Here is a 19,430-nt window from a genome sequence, read left to right as displayed (position 1 = left end):
CCGCGTGAAGCAGCTGCTGTGCCGCCTTGGGCTGGCCTTTGCCGACCCGGTCGAGGAACGCGAGTTCTTCGCCGGCTATGTGCGCCGCAATCTCGTCTTCGCGCGGTTCATGCTGTTCCTCGGCAGCGGCCTGTTCATCATGTTCGTCGCCTGGGACCGGATCCTCGATCCGGTCGGGGCCGAACATACGCTGTGGATCCGGGTGGCGCTGCTCGCGCCGGCGATCAGCTTTGCGGGCGCGATCCTCTACTGGAAGGCGGCGCAGCGGGTGATCGAGCCGATCGTCACCGCCGCCGGAATCGTCGCGACCGGCTGCCTCGCCGCGGTCTGCGCGATCCTGCACGGCGGCATCGGCGTCGCCGCCGGCGGCATCAACCTGGTGGTGCTGTTCGTGTTCGCGATCCTGCCGATGCGCACTTTGTGGTATGTCGGCTTCTGCGTCGCGACGACGATCAGCTATTTCATCGGCCAGTCGCTGGCGCAGCCCTTCGCGCCGGGCATGCCCTATATCAACGTGCTGATGCTCGGCACCGCGATGTTCCTCGGTGGCTGCGCGCTGGTCGCGCGCGAAAAGGATGCGCGCGAACAGTTCCGGCTCAACCGCGATCTGAGCATCTCGAACCACCGCATCTCCGAACTGCTCCATTCGATGCTGCCCGCCGACATCGTCCGCCGCATCCAGAGCGGCGAGAGCCAGATCGCCGATCTCCACAAGGCGGTCAGCATCGTCTTTTCGGACCTAGTGGGTTTTACCGAGCTCTCGTCGAACATCAGCGCGTCGCGGCTGGTCGAACTGCTCAACCGGCTGTTCTCCGAATTCGACCGGCTCGCCGACAAGCATGGCATGCACAAGATCAAGACGATCGGCGACGCCTATATGGCGGTCGGCGGGCTGCTCGCCGACGTCCCGGCCGACCAGGCGGCGCGCGCCGCCGCCAGCTTCGCGCTCGACATGCACAAGGTCGCCGCCGACCTCTCTCGCGAGGTCGGGATGCCGGTGCAGATCCGGGTCGGGGTCCATGTCGGCGCGGTCGTCGCCGGGGTGATCGGCACCAGCCGCCCGGCGTTCGATTGCTGGGGCGAGGCGGTCAACCTCGCCAGCCGGCTCGAAAGCGCGGCGCTGCCCGGCGCGGTGATGGTGTCCGAACGGGCCTATTATATGCTGCGCAACCATTATGACGTGGTGATGCACGACGAGGTCGACCTGAAGGGAATCGGCCGGTCGCGCATCTACACGCTGCGCCCCAACCGCGTCGCCGCCGCGGCGATCGACGCGCAGGGACGGGCGCTGGGGCAATGGGGAACGGCATAGCGCGGGGTTCCGGCCATGCGGCGCCCGACACTGCATATATTCGATGAAAACTAACTTGGGATAGAATGGCAGCGCCACCATAGGTTATGGAGGGGCTATCGCCGCATTGCTAGTTCGGGTCCCGGCGACAGAGAGATGCTTCGTGCTCCCGCCCCTGCGCGGGAGATTATGTGACTCGTACTGTTCCTCCTTTGCAATCGCTCGTGGACGATCTGCTGCTGCGCGCGCCGCTGGAGGAACAGGATCGCGCGTCGATCCTGGCATTGCCGCACACGCTGCGTACGCTCGAGGCGGGCTCTTATACGGTGCGCGAGGCCGATCCGCCCGAGCTGTGCGGTGTGCTGGTCAGCGGTTTCGCCTTCCGGCAGAAGACCACCGGCGACGGTTCGCGGCAGATCGTCGCGCTGCTGATCCCGGGCGACGCGATGGATTTTCAGGGCCTGTTCCTCGACGTCGCCGATCATAGCGTGCAGATGCTCACCCGCGGCGCCGTCGCGTTCGTGCCGCGCAGCCATTTGCAGCGGCTGGTGCGCACCCGCCCCGCGATCGCGCGCGCGATCCTGGTCAAGATCCTGGTCGAGGCGTCGATCGGTCGCGAATGGGTGGTCAATGTCGGGCGCCGCGATGCGCGGACCCGCATCTCCCATCTTCTGTGCGAATTCGCGCAGCGGCTCGACGCGGCGGGGCTGGTCGCCGAATATGGCTATCATCTGCCGATGACCCAGGAGCAGATCGCCGATGCGGTCGGGCTGACCGCGGTCCATGTCAACCGCACGATCAAGGCGCTGACCCATGAAGGGCTGATCGTGCGCAACGGCCGCCATATCGCCTTTCCCGATTGGCAGCGGATGCGCACGGTCGCCGATTTCAACCAACGCTATCTCCACCTCGAGCCGCAGCGGACGGGCGTCGAGGCGGAGTGACGATTCCGTCCGTTTAGAGCCCGTCGAGCGCCGCGCGTCCGATCGCGGGATCGTCGGTGAAGAAGCCGTCGATGCCGGTCGCCAGATAGGCGCGGATCTCGGCGATCGAACCCGCGACATTACGCGCGGCGTCGCCGTTCGCGTCGCGGAAATCGGCGGCGAGGAAATGGTTTTCGGGGCGGAAGGTCCAGGGGCGGATCAGCAGCCCGGCGGCATGGGCGTCGGCGACGATCGGCTTGGGCGCCCCCAGCTTGCCGTCGGGGCCGAGCGGGATGATCGCGCGGGTCGGCGGGCCGACGACATCGGCATAGGTTGCGATCTCGCGCAGGCCCTTGGCGGTGATCATCTCGCCGAAGGTGAGCTTGCCGCCGGCGGCGACGACGTCGGCGGGGACGATCGGCCCCTCGGCGACGAGCTGCATCAGCTTCACATTCTTCATCGTGGCGGTCTTGCCGCGCAGATAGCGCAGATTGGCGATCTCGAACGACTGGACCTCGATCGGGGCGGTGCGGCCATAAGCGTGCGCGGTCAGCGTGGCGAGGAAGCGATCTTCGAGCGGCAGGCCGATTTTCGCGAAATAGGTCGAATGCTTGAGCTCGGGCACGAGGCCGATCGTCCGGCCGCGCGCCGCCGCCTCGGCCGCGGTGAAATCGAGGATCTCGTCGAAGGTCAGGATCTGGAAAGCGCCGTCATAGGATTTGCTATCGGGGCGCAGCGCGCCGAGCCGCTCGACCGCGCGCAGCGTCTTAAGTTCGGCGAGGGTGAAATCCTCGGTGAACCAGCCGGTGATCGTCTCGCCGTCGACGGTCTTGGTCTTGCGGCGTCCGGCAAATTCGGCGCGGCTGGCGACGTCGCTGGTTTCGACGATGTTGTTCTCATGGCGGGCGACGAGCACGCCGTCGTTGGTCGCGACCAGATCGGGTTCGATGAAGTCGGCGCCGTCGGCGATCGCCTTGGCATAGGAGCCGAGCGTATGTTCGGGCCTAAGCGCCGAGCAGCCGCGATGGCCGAACACCAAAGGCTTGGCGCGCGGGGCAGGGGCAGCCGCCCCGATCCGCTGGGCGGCGCCCGCGACGATCGCGGCACCCGCCGTCTGCAACATGGTCCGGCGGTCGAACGCGATCATGGCGATGCTTTCCGTTATGCCGCCATGCCGAAACGCGTTCGGCATGGCGGGAAGGGGGTGTTTAGAACTTGACGCCGACGGTACCAAACCACTGGCGAGGCGCCAGCGGGAACTGGTTGAAGGTACCGGAAGCCGCGCCGATGCTGAGCGTCGAGGCCGCCTTCTTGTCGGTCAGGTTGGTCACGTTCAGGCCGACATTGACCTCCTTGACGAAACCGCCTTCGGCGACCGGTATCTTCGCCCCGATCCGGGCGGACATGGTGAAGTAGCTCGGCACCGACAGGTCGTTGGTGAAGGTCGCGTAACGGCGGCCGACATAGTCGCCGACCAGCTGGGCGTCGAACATGCCATAGGTGCCGGTCGCGACGAACTTGTAGACCCAGTCGGGCGATCCCGGCACCTTCTTGCCCGCGGTCTGCACGGTGGTGGTGCCAGTGGTGTAATTGTCCTGATATTTCGAATTGTTGTACGACAGCGCGTTGTAGAAGCTGAAATGCGGGCCGAAGCGCCAGGTGCCGGCGATGTCGACGCCGTCGGTCTTGACGCTGCCGACATTGGCGATCAGCGGCGATCCGCTGACGATCGCGGTGATCGTCGGGGTCGGGCTGATCGACAGCAGCCGGTTGCTGAAATCGACATGATAATAGCTGATCTGGCCGTCGAAGCTGATCCCGCCGCCCAGTTCGCGCCGGGTGCGCACGCCGGCTTCGTAGGTCCAGCTGGTCTCGGGCTTGGCGGTGTCCTTGAAGATGTCGAACGCCGCCTGGCTGCCGAGCGCGAACGGCGACAGGCCGCTCGCCGCGCTGGTCTGGAACTGGCGGATATTCTTCTGCGCATTGACGAAGATCTGCTCATGATCGCTCGCCTGCCACAGGCCGCCGAGCTGCGGCAGGAAGTATTTTTCGGTGTTGATCTTGCCGTTGGGCAGCGCGACCGATCCGGTGAACGATCCGGGGATCGGCTGGACCTTCATGTTCTGGCGGGCATGCTGGATCGTGCTCTTGATGCCGCCCTGGATGGTCAGCGTGTCGGTCGGCTTCCAGCTGTCCTGGATATGCGCCTGATATTCGTCGACCCGGACCTCGCTCCAATATTGGGTGATCAGCGGGGTCAGGCTGTCGCGCGGGCGCTGATAGGGGGTCGAGGGATTGTTGACGTCGAGCGCATACCAGCGGCGCTTGGCCGACGAGCTCTGATGCTCGTACCATCCGCCCAGTTCGATCTGGTGGTCGCCCAGGTCGACCCGCCAGGTCGACAGCAGGCCGCCGCGATCGATGCGATATTCGGTGGTGCGGGTCGCGAAACCCGATCCGCCGAAGATCGTCGACAGCCGCGCCAGATTTTCGGGCGAGGTCGGCGAACCGGTACCGGGATAATAGAAGGAGAAGAGCTGGGGGAGCCCCGCGACGTCGACCGGGCCGGCAACCACGCCGACGCCGTCGTCATGATGATAATAGGCCTGGTTCGAGAAGGTGATCTTGTCGCTGACGTTCCAGTCATATTTGGCATAGCCGAGCCAGTCGGTGCGCTGGGCGTCGCTATAATAGTTGCGATAGTTCGAACCCGCGGCCTTGTAGGCGCCCGACGACAAATAGGTCAGCGCCGACTGGAAATCGGGGTAGAGGAACGGGCGGGCATAAGGCGCGGTCGCGCGGTTGGCGACGGTGATGACGGTCGCGTCCTCGTTCGGCTCGATCTTGTCCGAATAGGCACCGTAGAGGGTCAGCTTGCCGGTGGCATCGTCATGGACGAACTTGGCGTTCGCTTGATAGCCGCCCTGCTTGCCGTTGAAATCCCAGGCCTTCGCCTTGTGGCGCAGGCCCGAGATGGTGAAGCTGTTGCCGCTGCCGAAGGTGCCGGTGTCGAGGCGGCCATAGGTACGATAGGTCGAATGGCTGCCGAGCGTCTGGGCGATCGTGCCGCCCATTTCCTCGCTCGGGTCGCTCGAGAAGGTATCGATCGTGCCGCCGAGATTGCTGGTCGATGCGGTGCCGAGATCGCCCGCGCCCGACGCCAGCGTCACCCGGCCGACATTTTCGGAGATGATCGCGCGCTGCGGCGACAGGCCGTTATAATTGCCGTAGGTCTGGTCGCCGAGCGGGATGCCGTCGAGCGTGTAGCCGAGCTGCTGGGCGTTGAAGCCGTGGATGAACAGCGAGATATTCTGCTCGTTATTGCCCCAGGGGTCGGCGGTCATGAAGGTGACGCCGGGCAGCGTCTGGATCGCCTTGAGCGGGCTGATGCCGGGCAGCACTTTCTGGATCTCGACATTGGTCACCTGGGTCACCGAACGGGTGACGCGGCCGGTGACGACGATCGTGTCGCCGCCATCGCCCACATCGGCGTCGGCAGCGGCTTCGGCACCCGGAGCGACTGCGGGGGCAGCCTCTTCGGCCAGCGCCGGCGTCGACGCCGCGATCGCCAGCAGGGCGACGCCGCCAAGCCAATATGCCGATGTCCCGATCGAGTTCTTCATGATTCCCTGGCCCTTTATTTTGCGCCGCACAATGGCGGTTGGCGGGGGCTCTAGGCTCGCTCCGCGACGAAAAAATTAAGGATTTGCGTCACTTTTGGGACAGTGATGGTTCACCGCCCTGCACGGCCTTGCGCTCTTGTCGGGGGACCGCCATCCTGCCGCAAAATCGAAAAGGGGTTGCACGATGAAGACGATGTGGACGGCCTTGTGCGGCGTGGCTTTGTTCGCCTCGACCGCCGCGCGCGGCGATGCGGCGACGGTGGTGGTCAGCGCCGCGCACATGGTCGACGTGCTGACCGGCAAGCTCGTCGATCGCCCGCAGGTGGTGATCGTCGACGGTCGGATCAGCGCGGTCGGCAAACAGGGCGATGCGGTGCCGGCCGGCGCCGAGCGGATCGATCTGGGCGGCCGCACCCTGCTGCCCGGGCTGATCGACATGCATGTCCACCTGACCGCGGATCCGACGCTCAGCGGCTATCAGGGGCTCGAATATACCGACAATTTCTGGACCGTGGTCGGGGTCGCGAACGCGAAGCGCACGCTCGAGGCCGGGTTCACCACGGTGCGCAACGTCGGTTCGGCCAATTATGACGATGTCGCGATCAAGCAGGCGATCGAGCATGGCTATGTCAGCGGGCCCAGGATCGTGCCCGCGACCTATGCGATCGGCGCGACCGGCGGCCATTGCGACGCCACCGAATTCCCGCCGTCGATCAGCACCCCGTCGCCGGCGATCGCCGACACCCCGGAAGCCTTTCCCGGGCTGGTGCGCAAGCTGCGCAAATATGGCGCCGAGGTGATCAAGGTCTGCATGACCGGCGGCGTGCTGTCGAAGACCGACTCGGTCGGTGCGCAGCAACTGAGCTATGAGGAGATCAAGGCGATCGTCGATGCCGCGCACATGCTCGGCATGAAGGTCGCGGTCCATGCCCATGGCACCGACGGCATCAACACCGCGCTGCGCGCCGGGGTCGACACGATCGAGCATGCCAGCCTCGCCGACGAGGAAAGCTTCAAGCTCGCCAAGGCCAAGGGTGCCTGGTTCGACATGGATATCTATGACGACGACTATATCCTCGCCGAGGGCGCGAAGAATGGCGTGTTCGCCGAGAGCCTCGAGAAGGAGCGGATGGTCGGCCTCAAGCAGCGCCAGACCTTCCGCGCCGCGCACGCTGCCGGCGTGAAGATGATCTTCGGCACCGACGGCGGGGTCTATCCCAACGGCAACAACGCGCTGCAGTTCGCCAAGATGGTCGAATGGGGGATGACCCCGATCGAGGCGATCCAGGCGGCGACCAGGAGCGCGGCGGAAGCGCTGTCGCGCACCGGTGACGTCGGTGCCATCGCGGTGGGCCGCTATGGCGATCTGATCGCGGTCGACGGCGACCCGACATCGGACGTCCGCCTGCTCGAGCATGTCGCCTTCGTGATGAAGGGCGGCGCGGTGGTGAAGGCCGCGCCGTAAGAAAGGTCAGCGGCTGAGCGTCACCGAGATCCGCGCGGTGCGCGGGCGTTCGGGGGTGCGCTGGTTACGGTCGGCGAGACCGAAGCTGTTGCCGAGCGCGAAGCGGTCGCCGCGGACATTGGCGAGATTGTCGAGCGCTAGGCCGATCGCCAGCCCGTCGCGCTGCCAGCCACCGGCGATGTCGAAGCGGGCATAGCCGCCCTGGGCCATGTTGAGCCGCTCGCCGACCCCGACCCGCGAGCGGCTGGTGTAGCGGCCGACTGCCGACAGGCTCCATTCGGCGCCCGCCGCGCCGGTCCAGCGCCGGGTCGCGCCGCCGGTTACCGCCAGCCGCGGCGTGTCGGGTAGCGGTTCGTTCTTCTGCGCGGCGAGCGCGTCGATCGGATCGGTCAGGCGGCTATGGTTGGCGAAGAGCGCGCCGGTGATGCTCAGTCCGGGCAGGATCGCCCAATCGGCCGATGCTTCGAGCCCGTCGATCCGCGCCCGGCCGACATTGGTGCTGTAGGGAAAGCCGCGCCGGTCGATCAGGTCGGCCTGGACGTTGGTCCAGACCGCCTGCGACAGCGCCGCGGTCGCGGACAGGCCGCGTGGTCCCGAGCGCTGCAGCCGTACGCCGCCCTCGATCACGCGGATCCGGTCGGGAATGAAGTTGGCGACCCGGCCGATCCCGGGCGCCACCGCGAGCCCGCCGGTGCGAAATCCCGATCCATAGCGCGCATAGAGCGCGATCCGGGGTGCGACCAGCCAGTCGATCGCGCCGAGCGGGCTGAACCGCGAACTGCTGGCGCCCCGCACGAACTGGGCGTCGCGCCGCGCGAAGGCAGGGTCGCTGTCGGTTCGTGTATGGGTGAGGCGGCCACCGCCGGTCAGCGAGACGGTGGAGGTCAGCGGCAGCGTCAGTTCGCCGAAGGCCGAGAGATCCTTCGAGACATTGGTGACGCCGGTGATGTCCTGGGGCTGGTTGGGCAGTCCCAGCTTGCGCTGGATCGCATCCTCGTCGTCGATATAGGTCAGGCCGATCAGCCAGCTGTGCGCGGGACCGATCGCCCGCGACAGCCGGGTTTCCTGCGAGAACATCTTGTTGCGATCATGGGTGTCGTAGGCGAGCCCGGTGCTGGGGCGCAGCACCGAGGCATCGTAGCGATCGTCGCTTCGGTTGCGCACCGCGCCGGTCGCCGACACCAGTTGCAGCCCGCTGTCCCAACGCCGCGTGACCGTCGCCTGTGCCATCCGGAAGTGGCCGGCGAAGGGCTGTGCCAGCGCCGATCTGCGGGCGAGGCCGAGGCCGAGGAGCGTATATTGGCTGTCGGGAGCGTCGATCTGCTGGAGCACCCCGCCGAGATCGATCGTCCAGCCGCCGCCGGGGGCGATGCGCAGCGCCGCGCGACCGCCGCGGGTTCGGCTGTGATTGATGTCGTCACGGTTGCGACGGAGATCGTCGATATAGCCGCCGTCGTGGTTTTGATAGCCGACCAGCCGCAGCGCGGCGATGCCGCCGATCGGCAGGTTGACCATCCCAGACAGCCCGTAGCTCGGATCGCCGCCCTGGGTGAAGCCGGTCGTGGCGGTGGCGCTCGCCGCGATCCGGCCGGGATCGGGGGCCTTGGGCGTCAGCCGGATCACGCCGCCGATCGAGCCTGCCCCGTAGAGCGCACCCTGTGGGCCTTCGAGAATCTCGACCCGATCGATGTCGTAGAGATGGAGGTTGGGGTCGGCGCCGTTATAGCCGAGCTGGACCTCTCCCAGATAGACATTGGCGGTCGACCGGGTCGGGCCGGCGAAGCTGCTGTCGGCGATACCGCGAACGAACAATTTGTTGCGACCGTCGCCGAGGGCGGTCGTCTGGACGATCGTGCCGTGCGAGGCGATCGCGTGGAGATCGCGGGCATTGCCGGTACCGGGGGTGTCGAGACCGACCCCCTGGATGATCACGACGCTGCCGGGAAACCGCAGGACCGGTACGTCATGCTTGCTGGCGGTGACCAGGATTTCCGGATTGCTGATCTCGAGGGCGGGCGCGACGGCCGGAGCGACGGGCGTAACGTGCGGCCGGGCGGGCTGTTCGCGATCGATCCGTTCGATGCGGAACGCGTCGTCGCCGATCGCCACCGCGCGATAGCCGCTGCCCGCGAGCAGGCGATCGATTGCGGCGTGCGCCGTCATCCGCCCCCGCACGCCACGTGTGCGAGCCTGCGCCAGGGCCCTGTCGGTCGATCCGATGTCTATCCCGCTCTGTCGCGCCAGTTCGGCGATCGCCGGCCCCAGCGGACCGGCCGGGATCGCGATGTCGGGCTGCGGCGCGGCCAGCAGCGGGGTGGAAATCAGGCAGGCAACAAGGGCGGAACCAGAGAAACCTCTAGTTCTTGCCATCGCTCCGCGGTGTCAGCATCCAACCCTTCCCCTTGCGCTGCCAGTTTGCGTTCATCAACGCGGCCGCGCGGGGTATCACTGTTTCGGGGTTGCCCGCCAGATGGATTGTGCCGGTAAAGCGATCGGCCGACAGATCGGGGGCGATTTCGATCGCCATTCCGGTCGATCGCTCGACTGCCTGGGCGACGACCGGCAGCGGCGCGTCGTCGAAGCTGGCGACGCCTTCGCGCCAACTGCCGACGGTCTGCGGCTGAACCCGGCTCAGCACCGGCCGGTCCTCGCGGTCGTGGATCGACAGCGCCATGCCGGGCTTCAGCGTCATCGCCCGGCCGGCGGGCTCGAACATCACCGATCCCTCGCGGACCTGGACCGCGAGCATCGGTCCGTCGCGGGTGACGTTGAACATCGTGCCCAGGTCGCGCACCGCATAGCGACCCGAAACCAGTTCGAACGGATGGGCGGCGTCATGCCGGACATGGAAGGTCGCTTCGCCGCTTTCCAGTTCGGCGAAGCGCGCATCGCCGTGCCGCAGCTTGAGCCGGGTGCCGCCGTTCATCTCGACCGAGGTGCCGTCGTCGAGCGCGATGGTGCGCGAGACGCCGATCGGTGTCTCGACGTGATATTCCTGGGCGAGGCCGCTCTCGCTGGGAAGGAAGGCGACCGCGAGCAGGGCAGCGGCGACCGCGCTGCCGCCGGCGGCCGACCATCGCCACAAGGTTCGGCGGGGTGCGATGTCGTTGGCCGCGATCGGCAGCGGTATCGGCTCCGTCACGGGAGCGCCGGTCGACGCGTCCGGCACGATCAGTTCGTCGTCCATGACGATCCGGTCATAGGCATCGCGATGCGCCGGATCGGCCTCGAGCCAGGCGGTGAATTCATACCATTGTTCGGTCGACGCCTCGTCGAGGCGCAGATGCCAGGCAATAGCCTGATCGACGATGTCTTCTGCCGCGTTGGTCACCGATCACCATCCTTGTCATCGGTCAGACGTCGCTGCGATGCAGCACCCGTAAGATTTTTCGACACCAATGTTCGCGACGCCATATTTTTTGGCGCGGCGGCGCGATGAAGATGGTCGTGGATCGCACGATAGGCCTGCTGGAGCAGCTTTTCGACGGTGCTCAGGCTCACCCCCAGATCCTGCGCGATCGCCTTCTGCTGGATATTGTCGAAGCGGTAGCGGCGGAACACCCGCGCGGTGCGCTCGGGCAGCGCGGCCAGTGCTGCCTCGACCTGGGCGAGCCGTTCGCGCGCGATCAGCGCTTCCTCCATGTCGGGCAATTCCTCGGCGGTCGTCTGCAGGCTCAGCCATTCGGTGTCGCGGGTCGCGTTGCGTGTCGCCGACCGGCGGCGGTCGAACGCCAGATTATTGGCCATCTTGAACAGATAGGCGCCGGGCTGTGCGATCGGGCCGGTCTGGGCAGGTGCGGTATCGAGCTTGATCCACAATTCCTGCAGCACCTCCTCGGCGGCATCGGGGTCGCCGAGCCGTGCGGTCAGCATGCGCAGCAACATGCGTCGTTCGGTCAGGAAGATGGCGCGCAGGCCCGATCCGCTCATGGCGACCTCGTAGCCGACAGATCGCGCGGGAAAAAGAGTGTCCGCGTCGTCACAGGCGATTGCAGGCCCCTGCCATGGGGCGAGAATTTTTTTTACGGGTCGTCGCGCGCAGCGCCGTCGTGTTTTCGAAGGGTACCTTGTGGGGGGGTGTTCTTCCGTTGGAGGGACGATCTTGGTCGAGTTGCACGTTGTTCGTTTGCTTCGCGCCGGTCGCCAATCCGCGCCGGCCGCCATTCTTGCCCCGGCGGCCGGCGCATGACCCTCGATATCGCATCCGTCCAGGACAGCGCCGGCTTCGATCCGGTTCCGGTGACCGCCGAACTCCGGTCGATCGGCGATGCCGATGTCCGCGCGATCTATGCCGCGGTCGGCGAGGCGATGGCGCGATGGGAAGGGTTCGAACTGGCGTTCGCCAATCTCTATTCGCGTTTCGCGGGCTATCCTTACTGGCTCGCCAAGGTGCGGCATTTCGGCGCCGGTAGCAGCAGCTTCGCCCAGCGCCTCGAGGCGATCGAGGCCGCCGCCGATCGCTTTTTCGACGGTAGCGCCGAAGCCGAAGCCGGCGAGCGCGGCAATCGCCGGGACTTTCGCGATATCTGCCGCCGCGCGGCGATCCTGTCCGACGTTCGCGATCGCATCGCCCAGGGGCTGGTCCGGCCCGTCGAGGACAATAGCGGGCTGCCGCGTTTCGTGCTTCAGCCGCCCTGGCATATCGATCCGCGGCGGATCGTCGAGCAGGCGATCGGTTCGCGTGAGATCGCCAATCTGTCGCAGGCGTTCATCGACCTTGCCGATGACACCGAGGGGCTGAACCGGCGCTACGTATCCTGCTCGCACTGATCGGCGCGATGGTCGCCGCAGCCCATTTCAACCCTCTTTCATCGAGTCGCCGCGGTACCTGCGTCCGCGTCAAACGATCGAACTGGGAGGCTGCGGCGGTGATGTTCGAACGAAAAGGCTTATATCCGATCGCGGTCGATCATGCCGGCGGTGATGTCGTGACCTTCGTCTTTGGTCGCGTGACCGAGGATATCGCCTTCAGGATCGCCGGAATTCTGCCGCTCGCCTTCTATGCCGTCGGCCAAAGCCTTTAGCGGATAGCCGGCGCGGCAAGCTGATCGAGTTCGCCACTAACTCTGATCCATTTCTTTCCTTTGTATCGACGGCCGATCGGCGGCACCCCGGGGTCATGGGGCGTGGGGGCGTCTGTCGAACGGAGGATGCAATGAATATGTCCCGATATGGTTATGCCGCCCTGCTGGCCGGTGCCGGCGCGATCCCCGCCGCACTCGCCGCGCAGTCGCCCGAGGCCACCCAGGTCGAAAGCCGGATGACCACAGTCGCCGCGCCGACCACCGCGGCCCAGCCGCCGGCCGCGCAGGCGGGCGTCGCCGGCACGGTCGACGCGAAGGGGGGCGCGGGTTCGACCACCGCGCCGCAGATGACCCGCGACAATGGCGCGCCGATCGGATCGAACCGCAATTCGCTCGCCGCCGGCGACACCGGCCCCGTGCTGCTCGAGGACACCACGCTGATCGAGAAACTCGCCCGTTTCGACCGCGAGCGGGTGCCCGAACGCGTCGTCCACGCTCGCGGCACCGGTGCGCTCGGCGTGTTTCGCGCCACCGCCGATCTGTCCGACATCACCCGCGCCTCGCTGTTCGGCGCGCCGGGCAAGGAAACCCCGGTGTTCGTGCGCTTTTCGACGGTGATCCACCCGTCGGGGTCGCCGGAGGGCGCGCGCGATCCGCACGGCTTCGCGGTCAAATTCTACACCGATCAGGGCAATTGGGATCTGGTCGGCAACAATCTGCCGATCTTCTTCATCCGCGACGCGATCCAGTTCCCCGACATGATCCACTCGCTGAAGCCGTCGCCGGTCACCAACAAGCAGGATCCGAACCGCTTCTTCGAATTCTTCTCGGGCACCCCCGAGGCGACCAACATGCTGGTCCATGTCTATTCGAACCTCGGCACCCCGGCGTCCTATCGGACGATGGACGGCAATGGCGTCCACGCGTTCAAGCTGGTCGACAAGGACGGCAAGGCGGTCTTCGCCAAGTTCCGCTGGATCAGCCACCAGGGGGTCAAGAGCCTGACCGGTGACGCTGCGAGCAAGGCGCCGGCCAATTTCCTGACCGACGATCTCTACAGCGAGATCGCCGCCGGCAATTATCCGGCGTGGGACCTGATGATACAGACCGCAACCGCCGAGGAACTCGGCAAGCTCAGTTACAACCCGTTCGACGACACGAAGGAATGGCTCGGCGTGCCGTTCCGCAATATCGGCGAGATGACCCTCAACCAGGTGCCCGAGAATTTCTTCCGCTGGACCGAACAGTCGGCGTTCGCGCCGGCCAATCTGGTGCCCGGGATCGAACCGTCGCCCGATCGCATGCTGCAAGGCCGGCTCTTCTCCTATTCGGACACCCAGCGCTACCGGGTCGGCGCCAATGTGATGGATCTGCCGGTCAACCGCCCGCGGGTACCGGTGGTCAATAATTACCAGGACGGCCAGCTCGACGCCGCCCGCGGCAAGGTCGACGTCAACTACTTCCCGTCGGTGACCGAGAAGAAGGCGGTCGATGCGAGCTTCGCCCCGACCCCGTACAAGGTCGATGCGATCGTCCGCACCGCGCCGATCTCGAAGACCGAACCGTTCGACCAGGCCGGGCTGTTCTACCGGGCGCTCAAGCCCGCCGACAAGGCCGACCTCGTCAAGAATCTCGCCGGCGACCTCGGCGTCGTCACCTCGGAACGGACCCGGGTGATCATGGTCAGCTATTTCACCCAGGCCGACAAGGATCTCGGCAGCAGGCTCGCCAAGGCGGTCAAGGTCCCCGCCGCCGAGGTCGATCGCGCGGTCGCCGAATATCAGGCGGCGGTCGACGCGCGCTATGCGGGCCAGCAATGATGCTGGGGCTGCTGATGGGGGCTGCGCTGGCCGCAGCCCCCATATCCCCTGCGCCGCAATCGCCCGCCAGCTTGCCGTCGCCCCAACGCCGGCAGGAATTGCTGTTCGAGGCGGCGAAGCTCGGTCGCACCGATCTGATCCCGGCGCTGGTCAGGGAAGGCGCCAACGTCAACGCCTATGAGGGGCGAGGTTTCACCCCGCTGATCCTCGCGGCCTATAATGGCCAGGCCGAGGCGGTCGACGTGCTGATCGCGGCGGGCGCGGATCCGTGCAAGCCCGACGCGAACCAGGGCAACACCGCGCAGATGGGCGTCGCGTTCAAGGGCAACGACGCGATCGCCGCGCGGCTGCTCAGGGAGAAATGCGACGTCAACGCCCGCAACCACGCCGGCCAGACCGCGCTGATGATGGCGGCGCTGTTCGGTCGCACCGCCCAGATCGACCTGCTGGTCGCCGCCGGCGCCGATCCGAAGCTGACCGACGCCAGCGGGCGCAGCGCGGCGGCGGTCGCGGCGGCGCAGGGCAATGACGCATTGGCGTCGAAGCTCGGCGGGCGTTGACGATGTCGGCAGGGGCGGTGAACGATCGGCAGCGATCGTTCACCGCCCCTGCCGGCGTGTCAGAACTGGCGGCGGCCAGAAAGATCTTCGGAGCGGAAGATCGTCGATATCTGTGGGATCAACTCCATCGTCTTCTCGGCATGGTCGATGGCCCATTGCACCTTCTGGCGGGATGCCACGGCAATCGACGTCATGGCGAGTTGTTCGGCGGTCACAGGGTGTCCACGCGCCGCGAGGATCCGCCCGATGAGCGATCGTAGCTGCATCTTGCGAAGTTCCAGGCCATATCGGACGGCGACGGTGATCGCGTCGATCGCGCTGGCGAGCGCACCTTCATAGTCTGCCGATTCATATCGTGCCATCGCGAGGATGGTCGCGGCTTCGCAGCGGACGCGAAACGTGTCGGTCTGGAGCGAATATCTCAGTGCATCTTCAAGCAGGCGATTGGCGCGCCTGCGATTGGCGTCGACATTCTCGGTGGTCTTGATGAGGGTTTCGGCAAGCAGAACCTGAATGCGGTAGGCGATATCCATCTGACGGCCGGACAGGGCAAGATCATGCGCGCGTTCCAGTTCGGTGCGCCTGACCGATATGGGCTGACCATAGGTTTCGACGGCGGCGCGGAAGCGCGTGAAATAGGCCAGCGCGCGCAACTCGTGCAATATGTCGAGATGCTCGATGCAGTTCTTGTAGATTGCGAGCGCACTTTTGCGGTGGCCGCGCAAATGTTCGACGAAGCCGCGATACCCGGCTGCCAGGCCGAGCGCGAGCCTGTCCTCGCGCAGGAGGATCCGGCGGCCCCCGAATGCGACGCCTCGAGATGCCATCTCGATCTCTTCGATCTTGCGCAGGGCGATATCGAGTTCGCCGCTTTCGACATGAACGGTGAGCTGGTTGAGACGTATGCGCCGCCAGTTATGCGCGCGGTCGCCAAATTCGACGAAGGTCCGGTTGACATCCAGTGCCAGGCCGAAACTGCGCTGTGCCTCATAGAGGTCGCCCATCGCCAGGCGCACGACGCCGCGTTCATTGTGGAGCCAGACGATCTCGTCGGCGTAGAAGGGTTCGGCCTTGCCGAAATGCCGTTCGAAACCGGCTTCGCCCATCGATTTGCGCAGGGCTTGGCGGGCCTGGCCGATCTTGCCGAAGGCGTCGATGAGCGTGTCGAGCCGCTCGACATGTTCGAGAAGGATTCCGTCGCGGTCTTCGCGGATCAGTCGGTCGCCGATATTGAGGGTGAGGATGCCCGAGGTCGAGTAGAAACCGCGGATCACCGCGAGCGCAGCTCTGAGGCACTGGATATAATCGGGGCGGCACATGCGATAGAAGCAGAGGTGGCGTTTGCGCTCGATCTTGCCTGCGCGCTCGCCGTCGGCGAAATCCTGCTTGCTGCGCACGTGATCGAGCGTCGCGAACACTGTCTCGATATGGATTTGCACATCGCCGGGAATGCTATCCCATTGAGCGGCGGTAACATCTTTTCTGGACGCTTTGGGAACGTCCTTGAACGCCCCGATGAGCGAGTCGATCAAATTACCGAGTTCGTCGTGCGTTTCGGGTTCGGGGATATATCCGTCGATCGGTTGGGCCACGTAGAGCGACATGTTGAAGGCCGTGGACAGCTTCGCCTCGGACAATGGAATGCCGAAGCGCGCGCGCATCTCGGTCATCGTCATCCGGTGCAATGCGAAGCGCGGCGCGTGATCGATCTTTTTGGCGATGGCGGCTCCGTCTTTCGCGATCGGCTTATAGTCGGAAAATCCCTGCATCCTTATCGCCAGGCCGAGCTGCGCAAGTCGTTCGAGCATATTGCGGACCCGCGGCTGATATTTGTCGGCCGGGCAGTCATTCTCGAGCATGCGCCACACCCGGGGGGCGTGGGCGATGACCGCGACCTCGGCCGGCATGCCGACGAACGCCATCACCCGCATGCACGCCATCGCGAGTTCCCGATCGTCTCCGAACAGGCGCTGCTGGACGACTGGGTCGAATGTCAGGTTGAAAAAGGCGCGGCGCAATTCGGCGATGTCGCCGCTGACGCCGCCGGGCGACTGCGCGATATAGCTTTTGATGGCGCTGCCCAATTCGCGTGCGGCGGCGGGCGCGCAAAGGTTCAACGCGTCGATATTGTCGGGGCCGCAGATCAAGCGCTCATTGTCCGCAGCCAGCCTGATCGGCCTGGCTGACCGAAGCGTCGCGCCGACGGCTTGCTGGGTCATCGCCATCTGCAGGCTGGGTACCGCGCCCTTGTGGAAGGTGAAGGTCCGAACGGCCTCGGTGTGAAAAATCTCGGGTTCGATGATCTTGACCGGCTGACGCCGTCGGGCCTTCTTGGACGGAGGCTGGATCTCGTCGAAGAACTGAGCGATCGAGGAAAAATATGGCCGGATACGTTCCGATCCGATGAATATCCATCTTACCCTTCCGGGAGCGGTAGAACGGGCCGCCACCTGGATGAGCTGGTCGAATTCGGCGGCTAGCGACTGTTTGTCGGTGCTGAAGAAGCGTTCCATTCCGGTGATGATGATGAGCAATGGCAGGTCGCCGGGCGCACCGTCGAGGATGCCGTCCTCGAAATAGCGGCCCCGGCTGACGTCACTCCTCGCGGGAACGAAGGATCGGCGCACGCTAAGATATTCGCTGATGCCTTCCAGCATGCTGTCGGTGTCGAACGCGAAGCCGGCACTGATGAGCAGTTTGTCGTATGCGGCCGGGCTGCTCCGGAAGGCATCGCAATCCGCAAGGGTCTCCCGTTCCAGGAGCAGCTGTCCCAGCCAGCCGCGACCACCGCCGGCCGGGCCGATGACCGCCAGCATATGGTGGTCGGACAGATGGGACGTGATCGACCTTGCGACATTCGTCCATTCGTTGGTGACGTGCTCGGCGGTCTCGTCGAAAACATAATGTTTGGGCAGGGCGCCCGAACTGCCGCTGTCGAGCCTGAAATAGTCGGGCAGTTGCGGCACCCAGAAGCGAAGCTTCCCTTTTTCGTCCGGCTGCTCCGACGGCATGACGCGCCCTTTCATCGAGCGCCAGCCGGTCGACGCGTCGGGGAGAAATTCTTCGCGATCGCCGTAAATTGCGGCGGCGGAAGGAAGATGCCTAAGAGCGCTCGCCATGTCCCGGCGCAGCGCGATTTCATCCGGCAGGCGTTTGCCCGGCTGGCTGCGAAGTCTCAGGCGCGCATTGCTCCAAAGTTTGCGAGCCATGGTGCGAAGTTCGGAGCGGGGAGCGGTAACGCATGTCTCGAAACCGGAACCCTCCGCCGGCCTGTGCAATGCAAGGTCGGTATCGAAAATCGTCAGGACCCCCAGCTTGTTGAGCCAGTCGAGCCGGCGCAGTCTCCTTTCATCTTCGGTCATCCGCCCGCCCATCGTGTTCCAGAGCAGGAAGGTCGGCGCGACCCGCCGATAGGGGTTGGCCGAGATGAATTCCTCCATCTCGTGATTCACCTCGGGTTCCGACATTCCCAACCCGACGAACAGGATCGGGTTTCCGCCGATCAAAAGCCGTTTGGCATGTTCGAACGGCAGGCGATGCAGATCATTGTTCCGGTACAGGCGGTTATAGTCGCGGCGACTGACGATCATCGACCGGGGCGAGCAGGCGCGTCCGTGCAAATGGATGATATGCGCATCGACATCGTCGGTCCCGATGCCGAATTCGAGCATCCGGTCGATACGTTCGCGGTTGAGGATGTCGCTTTCTATGGCCCGTCCGTCGTCGAGCACGCGGCGGATGCGGCCGCTGCCGAGATTCCAGCGGAAATATTCGGATTCGCCCCGCCTTCTGAGTTCGGCGAGCTTGGCGAACGGACTGGTCGCCTGTCTATCGCCTGCAATCACTTCGGGGTCGTCCGGCAGCATCGCGGTACGTTCGATTTCCATGTCGTAGTTGAGGGTGGCGAACCGACGGATGCCGAGATCTCGCAGCAGTGCCTGCGGAACGTCATAAGGAAGGAAGTCGTGCTGGGATGCATAGGCGCTGGCTTGCGGATAACGGAACCTATGTGCGGTACAATGATCGAGAATATCGAGCACCGATCCCGCGACCGAGATGTCGTCGAGCGGCCAGTTCGCGACGACATTTTCCTTGGCCACTTGGCTTTTACACCGCGATTCAATGAATTTTCTGATTGTACCGTCGAATTCCCTGTCGGGGTGGATGCTCACCGCATCGAGAACTTCTTCGATCAGGCTGAACGCGACATTGGCAGCCATCTTGTCGGGATGAGTTTTGGAGAAGCTACCGATCTCCTTGATCAGGCGGAGATATTTTGGATAGCGCCACGGCTCGGCGAGGATGTCTCCAGATTTATGAAGATGTGCCAACAGGTCGAGTGCAGTTTTTTCAAAATCGTCACGGAGACTGTTCCAGCTCCCATAGCCGAAGGCTTCTGTCGTCATCGCGCCGGTAAATGCAATCATTCGTCTGCTTTTCAGCGCACGAGAAAATTCCAATAACGCTCTTTGAACGAGTTTGTGATCATCGAGATAATGCTGCTTTATATATGTTGCCATGGCCATCCCCCACGGCTCAGTTTCCATGAACGGCGCTCTTATTTCAAGGCGTGTTGGTCTTAGAAAATATAGTCCCTCGAGATATGAAAAATTCCCGGATATTTGCGAAAGATGCGATGATTTTCATCTTGATGTGGACTGGGTTTTCCCGAAATCGTTCTCGTAGAGATCGATCGACTTGCGGATTTTGGCGATGCTTGCGGG

The 19,430-nt window shown here is 64.8% G+C and carries 13 protein-coding genes; 7 read left to right on the top strand and 6 right to left on the bottom strand.

Annotated elements, in window-relative coordinates; all coding sequences use genetic code 11:
• Window positions 1-4 precede the first annotated feature (4 nt).
• Entirely contained in the window at window positions 5-1,312 is a 1,308-nt protein-coding gene (locus AC1RM6_RS10115) for an adenylate/guanylate cyclase domain-containing protein (RefSeq protein ID WP_493100705.1), read from the top strand.
• Window positions 1,313-1,515: 203 nt separating this feature from the next.
• Window positions 1,516-2,235: a Crp/Fnr family transcriptional regulator gene (locus tag AC1RM6_RS10110; protein WP_493100703.1), complete on the top strand. Its 720-nt coding sequence runs from the start codon at window positions 1,516-1,518 to the stop codon at window positions 2,233-2,235.
• Between the two features lie 13 nt (window positions 2,236-2,248).
• On the opposite strand, the gene AC1RM6_RS10105 is transcribed toward AC1RM6_RS10110, so the two are convergent.
• Window positions 2,249-3,361 carry a glycerophosphodiester phosphodiesterase gene (locus AC1RM6_RS10105; RefSeq protein ID WP_493100701.1) on the bottom strand — a complete coding sequence of 371 codons (1,113 nt, stop codon included), beginning with the start codon at window positions 3,359-3,361 and terminating at the stop codon, window positions 2,249-2,251.
• Between the two features lie 61 nt (window positions 3,362-3,422).
• Entirely contained in the window at window positions 3,423-5,837 is a 2,415-nt protein-coding gene (locus AC1RM6_RS10100) for a TonB-dependent receptor (RefSeq protein WP_493100699.1), read from the bottom strand.
• A gap of 184 nt (window positions 5,838-6,021) precedes the next feature.
• Between AC1RM6_RS10100 and AC1RM6_RS10095 the strand changes: the two genes are divergently transcribed.
• Window positions 6,022-7,302 carry a Xaa-Pro dipeptidase gene (locus AC1RM6_RS10095; protein WP_493100697.1) on the top strand — a complete coding sequence of 427 codons (1,281 nt, stop codon included), beginning with the start codon at window positions 6,022-6,024 and terminating at the stop codon, window positions 7,300-7,302.
• Between the two features lie 6 nt (window positions 7,303-7,308).
• On the opposite strand, the gene AC1RM6_RS10090 is transcribed toward AC1RM6_RS10095, so the two are convergent.
• From AC1RM6_RS10090 to AC1RM6_RS10080, 3 genes are all read right to left on the bottom strand, one after another.
• Window positions 7,309-9,465 (bottom strand): TonB-dependent receptor, encoded by a 2,157-nt coding sequence (locus tag AC1RM6_RS10090; RefSeq protein ID WP_493100695.1) that lies wholly within the window; start codon window positions 9,463-9,465, stop codon window positions 7,309-7,311.
• Window positions 9,466-9,658: 193 nt separating this feature from the next.
• Window positions 9,659-10,633 carry a FecR family protein gene (locus tag AC1RM6_RS10085; RefSeq protein ID WP_493100693.1) on the bottom strand — a complete coding sequence of 325 codons (975 nt, stop codon included), beginning with the start codon at window positions 10,631-10,633 and terminating at the stop codon, window positions 9,659-9,661.
• Entirely contained in the window at window positions 10,630-11,232 is a 603-nt protein-coding gene (locus AC1RM6_RS10080; protein WP_493100691.1) for an RNA polymerase sigma factor, read from the bottom strand. The genes AC1RM6_RS10085 and AC1RM6_RS10080 overlap by 4 nt, the downstream gene beginning before the upstream one ends.
• A 255-nt stretch (window positions 11,233-11,487) precedes the next feature.
• Here AC1RM6_RS10080 and AC1RM6_RS10075 point away from each other — a divergent pair, with 255 nt between their 5' ends.
• The 4 genes from AC1RM6_RS10075 (at window position 11,488) to AC1RM6_RS10060 (ending at window position 14,706) form a co-directional block, all read left to right on the top strand.
• Window positions 11,488-12,072: a hypothetical protein gene (locus AC1RM6_RS10075; RefSeq protein WP_493100689.1), complete on the top strand. Its 585-nt coding sequence runs from the start codon at window positions 11,488-11,490 to the stop codon at window positions 12,070-12,072.
• Window positions 12,073-12,080: 8 nt separating this feature from the next.
• Entirely contained in the window at window positions 12,081-12,326 is a 246-nt protein-coding gene (locus AC1RM6_RS10070) for a hypothetical protein (RefSeq protein WP_493100687.1), read from the top strand.
• Between the two features lie 137 nt (window positions 12,327-12,463).
• A complete protein-coding gene (locus tag AC1RM6_RS10065) occupies window positions 12,464-14,146 on the top strand; it encodes a catalase (RefSeq protein WP_493100685.1) in 1,683 nt (560 codons plus the stop codon).
• On the top strand, window positions 14,146-14,706 hold the full coding sequence (locus AC1RM6_RS10060) for an ankyrin repeat domain-containing protein (protein WP_493101555.1): 561 nt from the start codon (window positions 14,146-14,148) through the stop codon (window positions 14,704-14,706). Before AC1RM6_RS10065 ends, AC1RM6_RS10060 begins: the two co-directional genes overlap by 1 nt.
• Window positions 14,707-14,765: 59 nt before the next feature.
• On the opposite strand, the gene AC1RM6_RS10055 is transcribed toward AC1RM6_RS10060, so the two are convergent.
• On the bottom strand, window positions 14,766-19,253 hold the full coding sequence (locus AC1RM6_RS10055) for an SIR2 family protein (RefSeq protein WP_493100683.1): 4,488 nt from the start codon (window positions 19,251-19,253) through the stop codon (window positions 14,766-14,768).
• Window positions 19,254-19,430 lie beyond the last annotated feature (177 nt).

The organism is Rhizorhabdus sp. GW822-FHT03C02 (assembly GCF_058801765.1).
This window is presented reverse-complemented; position numbering and strand designations above follow the sequence as displayed.

What these genes read in the sequence shown, in the direction of transcription:
- AC1RM6_RS10100 (WP_493100699.1), bottom strand. Translation starts at nt 5,837, where the DNA reads ATGAAGAACTCGATCGGGACATCGGCATATTGGCTTGGCGGCGTCGCC.
- AC1RM6_RS10090 (WP_493100695.1), bottom strand. Translation starts at nt 9,465, where the DNA reads ATGACGGCGCACGCCGCAATCGATCGCCTGCTCGCGGGCAGCGGCTAT.
- AC1RM6_RS10105 (WP_493100701.1), bottom strand. Translation starts at nt 3,361, where the DNA reads ATGATCGCGTTCGACCGCCGGACCATGTTGCAGACGGCGGGTGCCGCG.
- AC1RM6_RS10080 (WP_493100691.1), bottom strand. Translation starts at nt 11,232, where the DNA reads ATGAGCGGATCGGGCCTGCGCGCCATCTTCCTGACCGAACGACGCATG.
- AC1RM6_RS10060 (WP_493101555.1), top strand. Translation starts at nt 14,146, where the DNA reads ATGCTGGGGCTGCTGATGGGGGCTGCGCTGGCCGCAGCCCCCATATCC.
- AC1RM6_RS10055 (WP_493100683.1), bottom strand. Translation starts at nt 19,253, where the DNA reads ATGGAAACTGAGCCGTGGGGGATGGCCATGGCAACATATATAAAGCAG.
- AC1RM6_RS10075 (WP_493100689.1), top strand. Translation starts at nt 11,488, where the DNA reads ATGACCCTCGATATCGCATCCGTCCAGGACAGCGCCGGCTTCGATCCG.
- AC1RM6_RS10065 (WP_493100685.1), top strand. Translation starts at nt 12,464, where the DNA reads ATGTCCCGATATGGTTATGCCGCCCTGCTGGCCGGTGCCGGCGCGATC.
- AC1RM6_RS10095 (WP_493100697.1), top strand. Translation starts at nt 6,022, where the DNA reads ATGAAGACGATGTGGACGGCCTTGTGCGGCGTGGCTTTGTTCGCCTCG.
- AC1RM6_RS10070 (WP_493100687.1), top strand. Translation starts at nt 12,081, where the DNA reads ATGGTCGCCGCAGCCCATTTCAACCCTCTTTCATCGAGTCGCCGCGGT.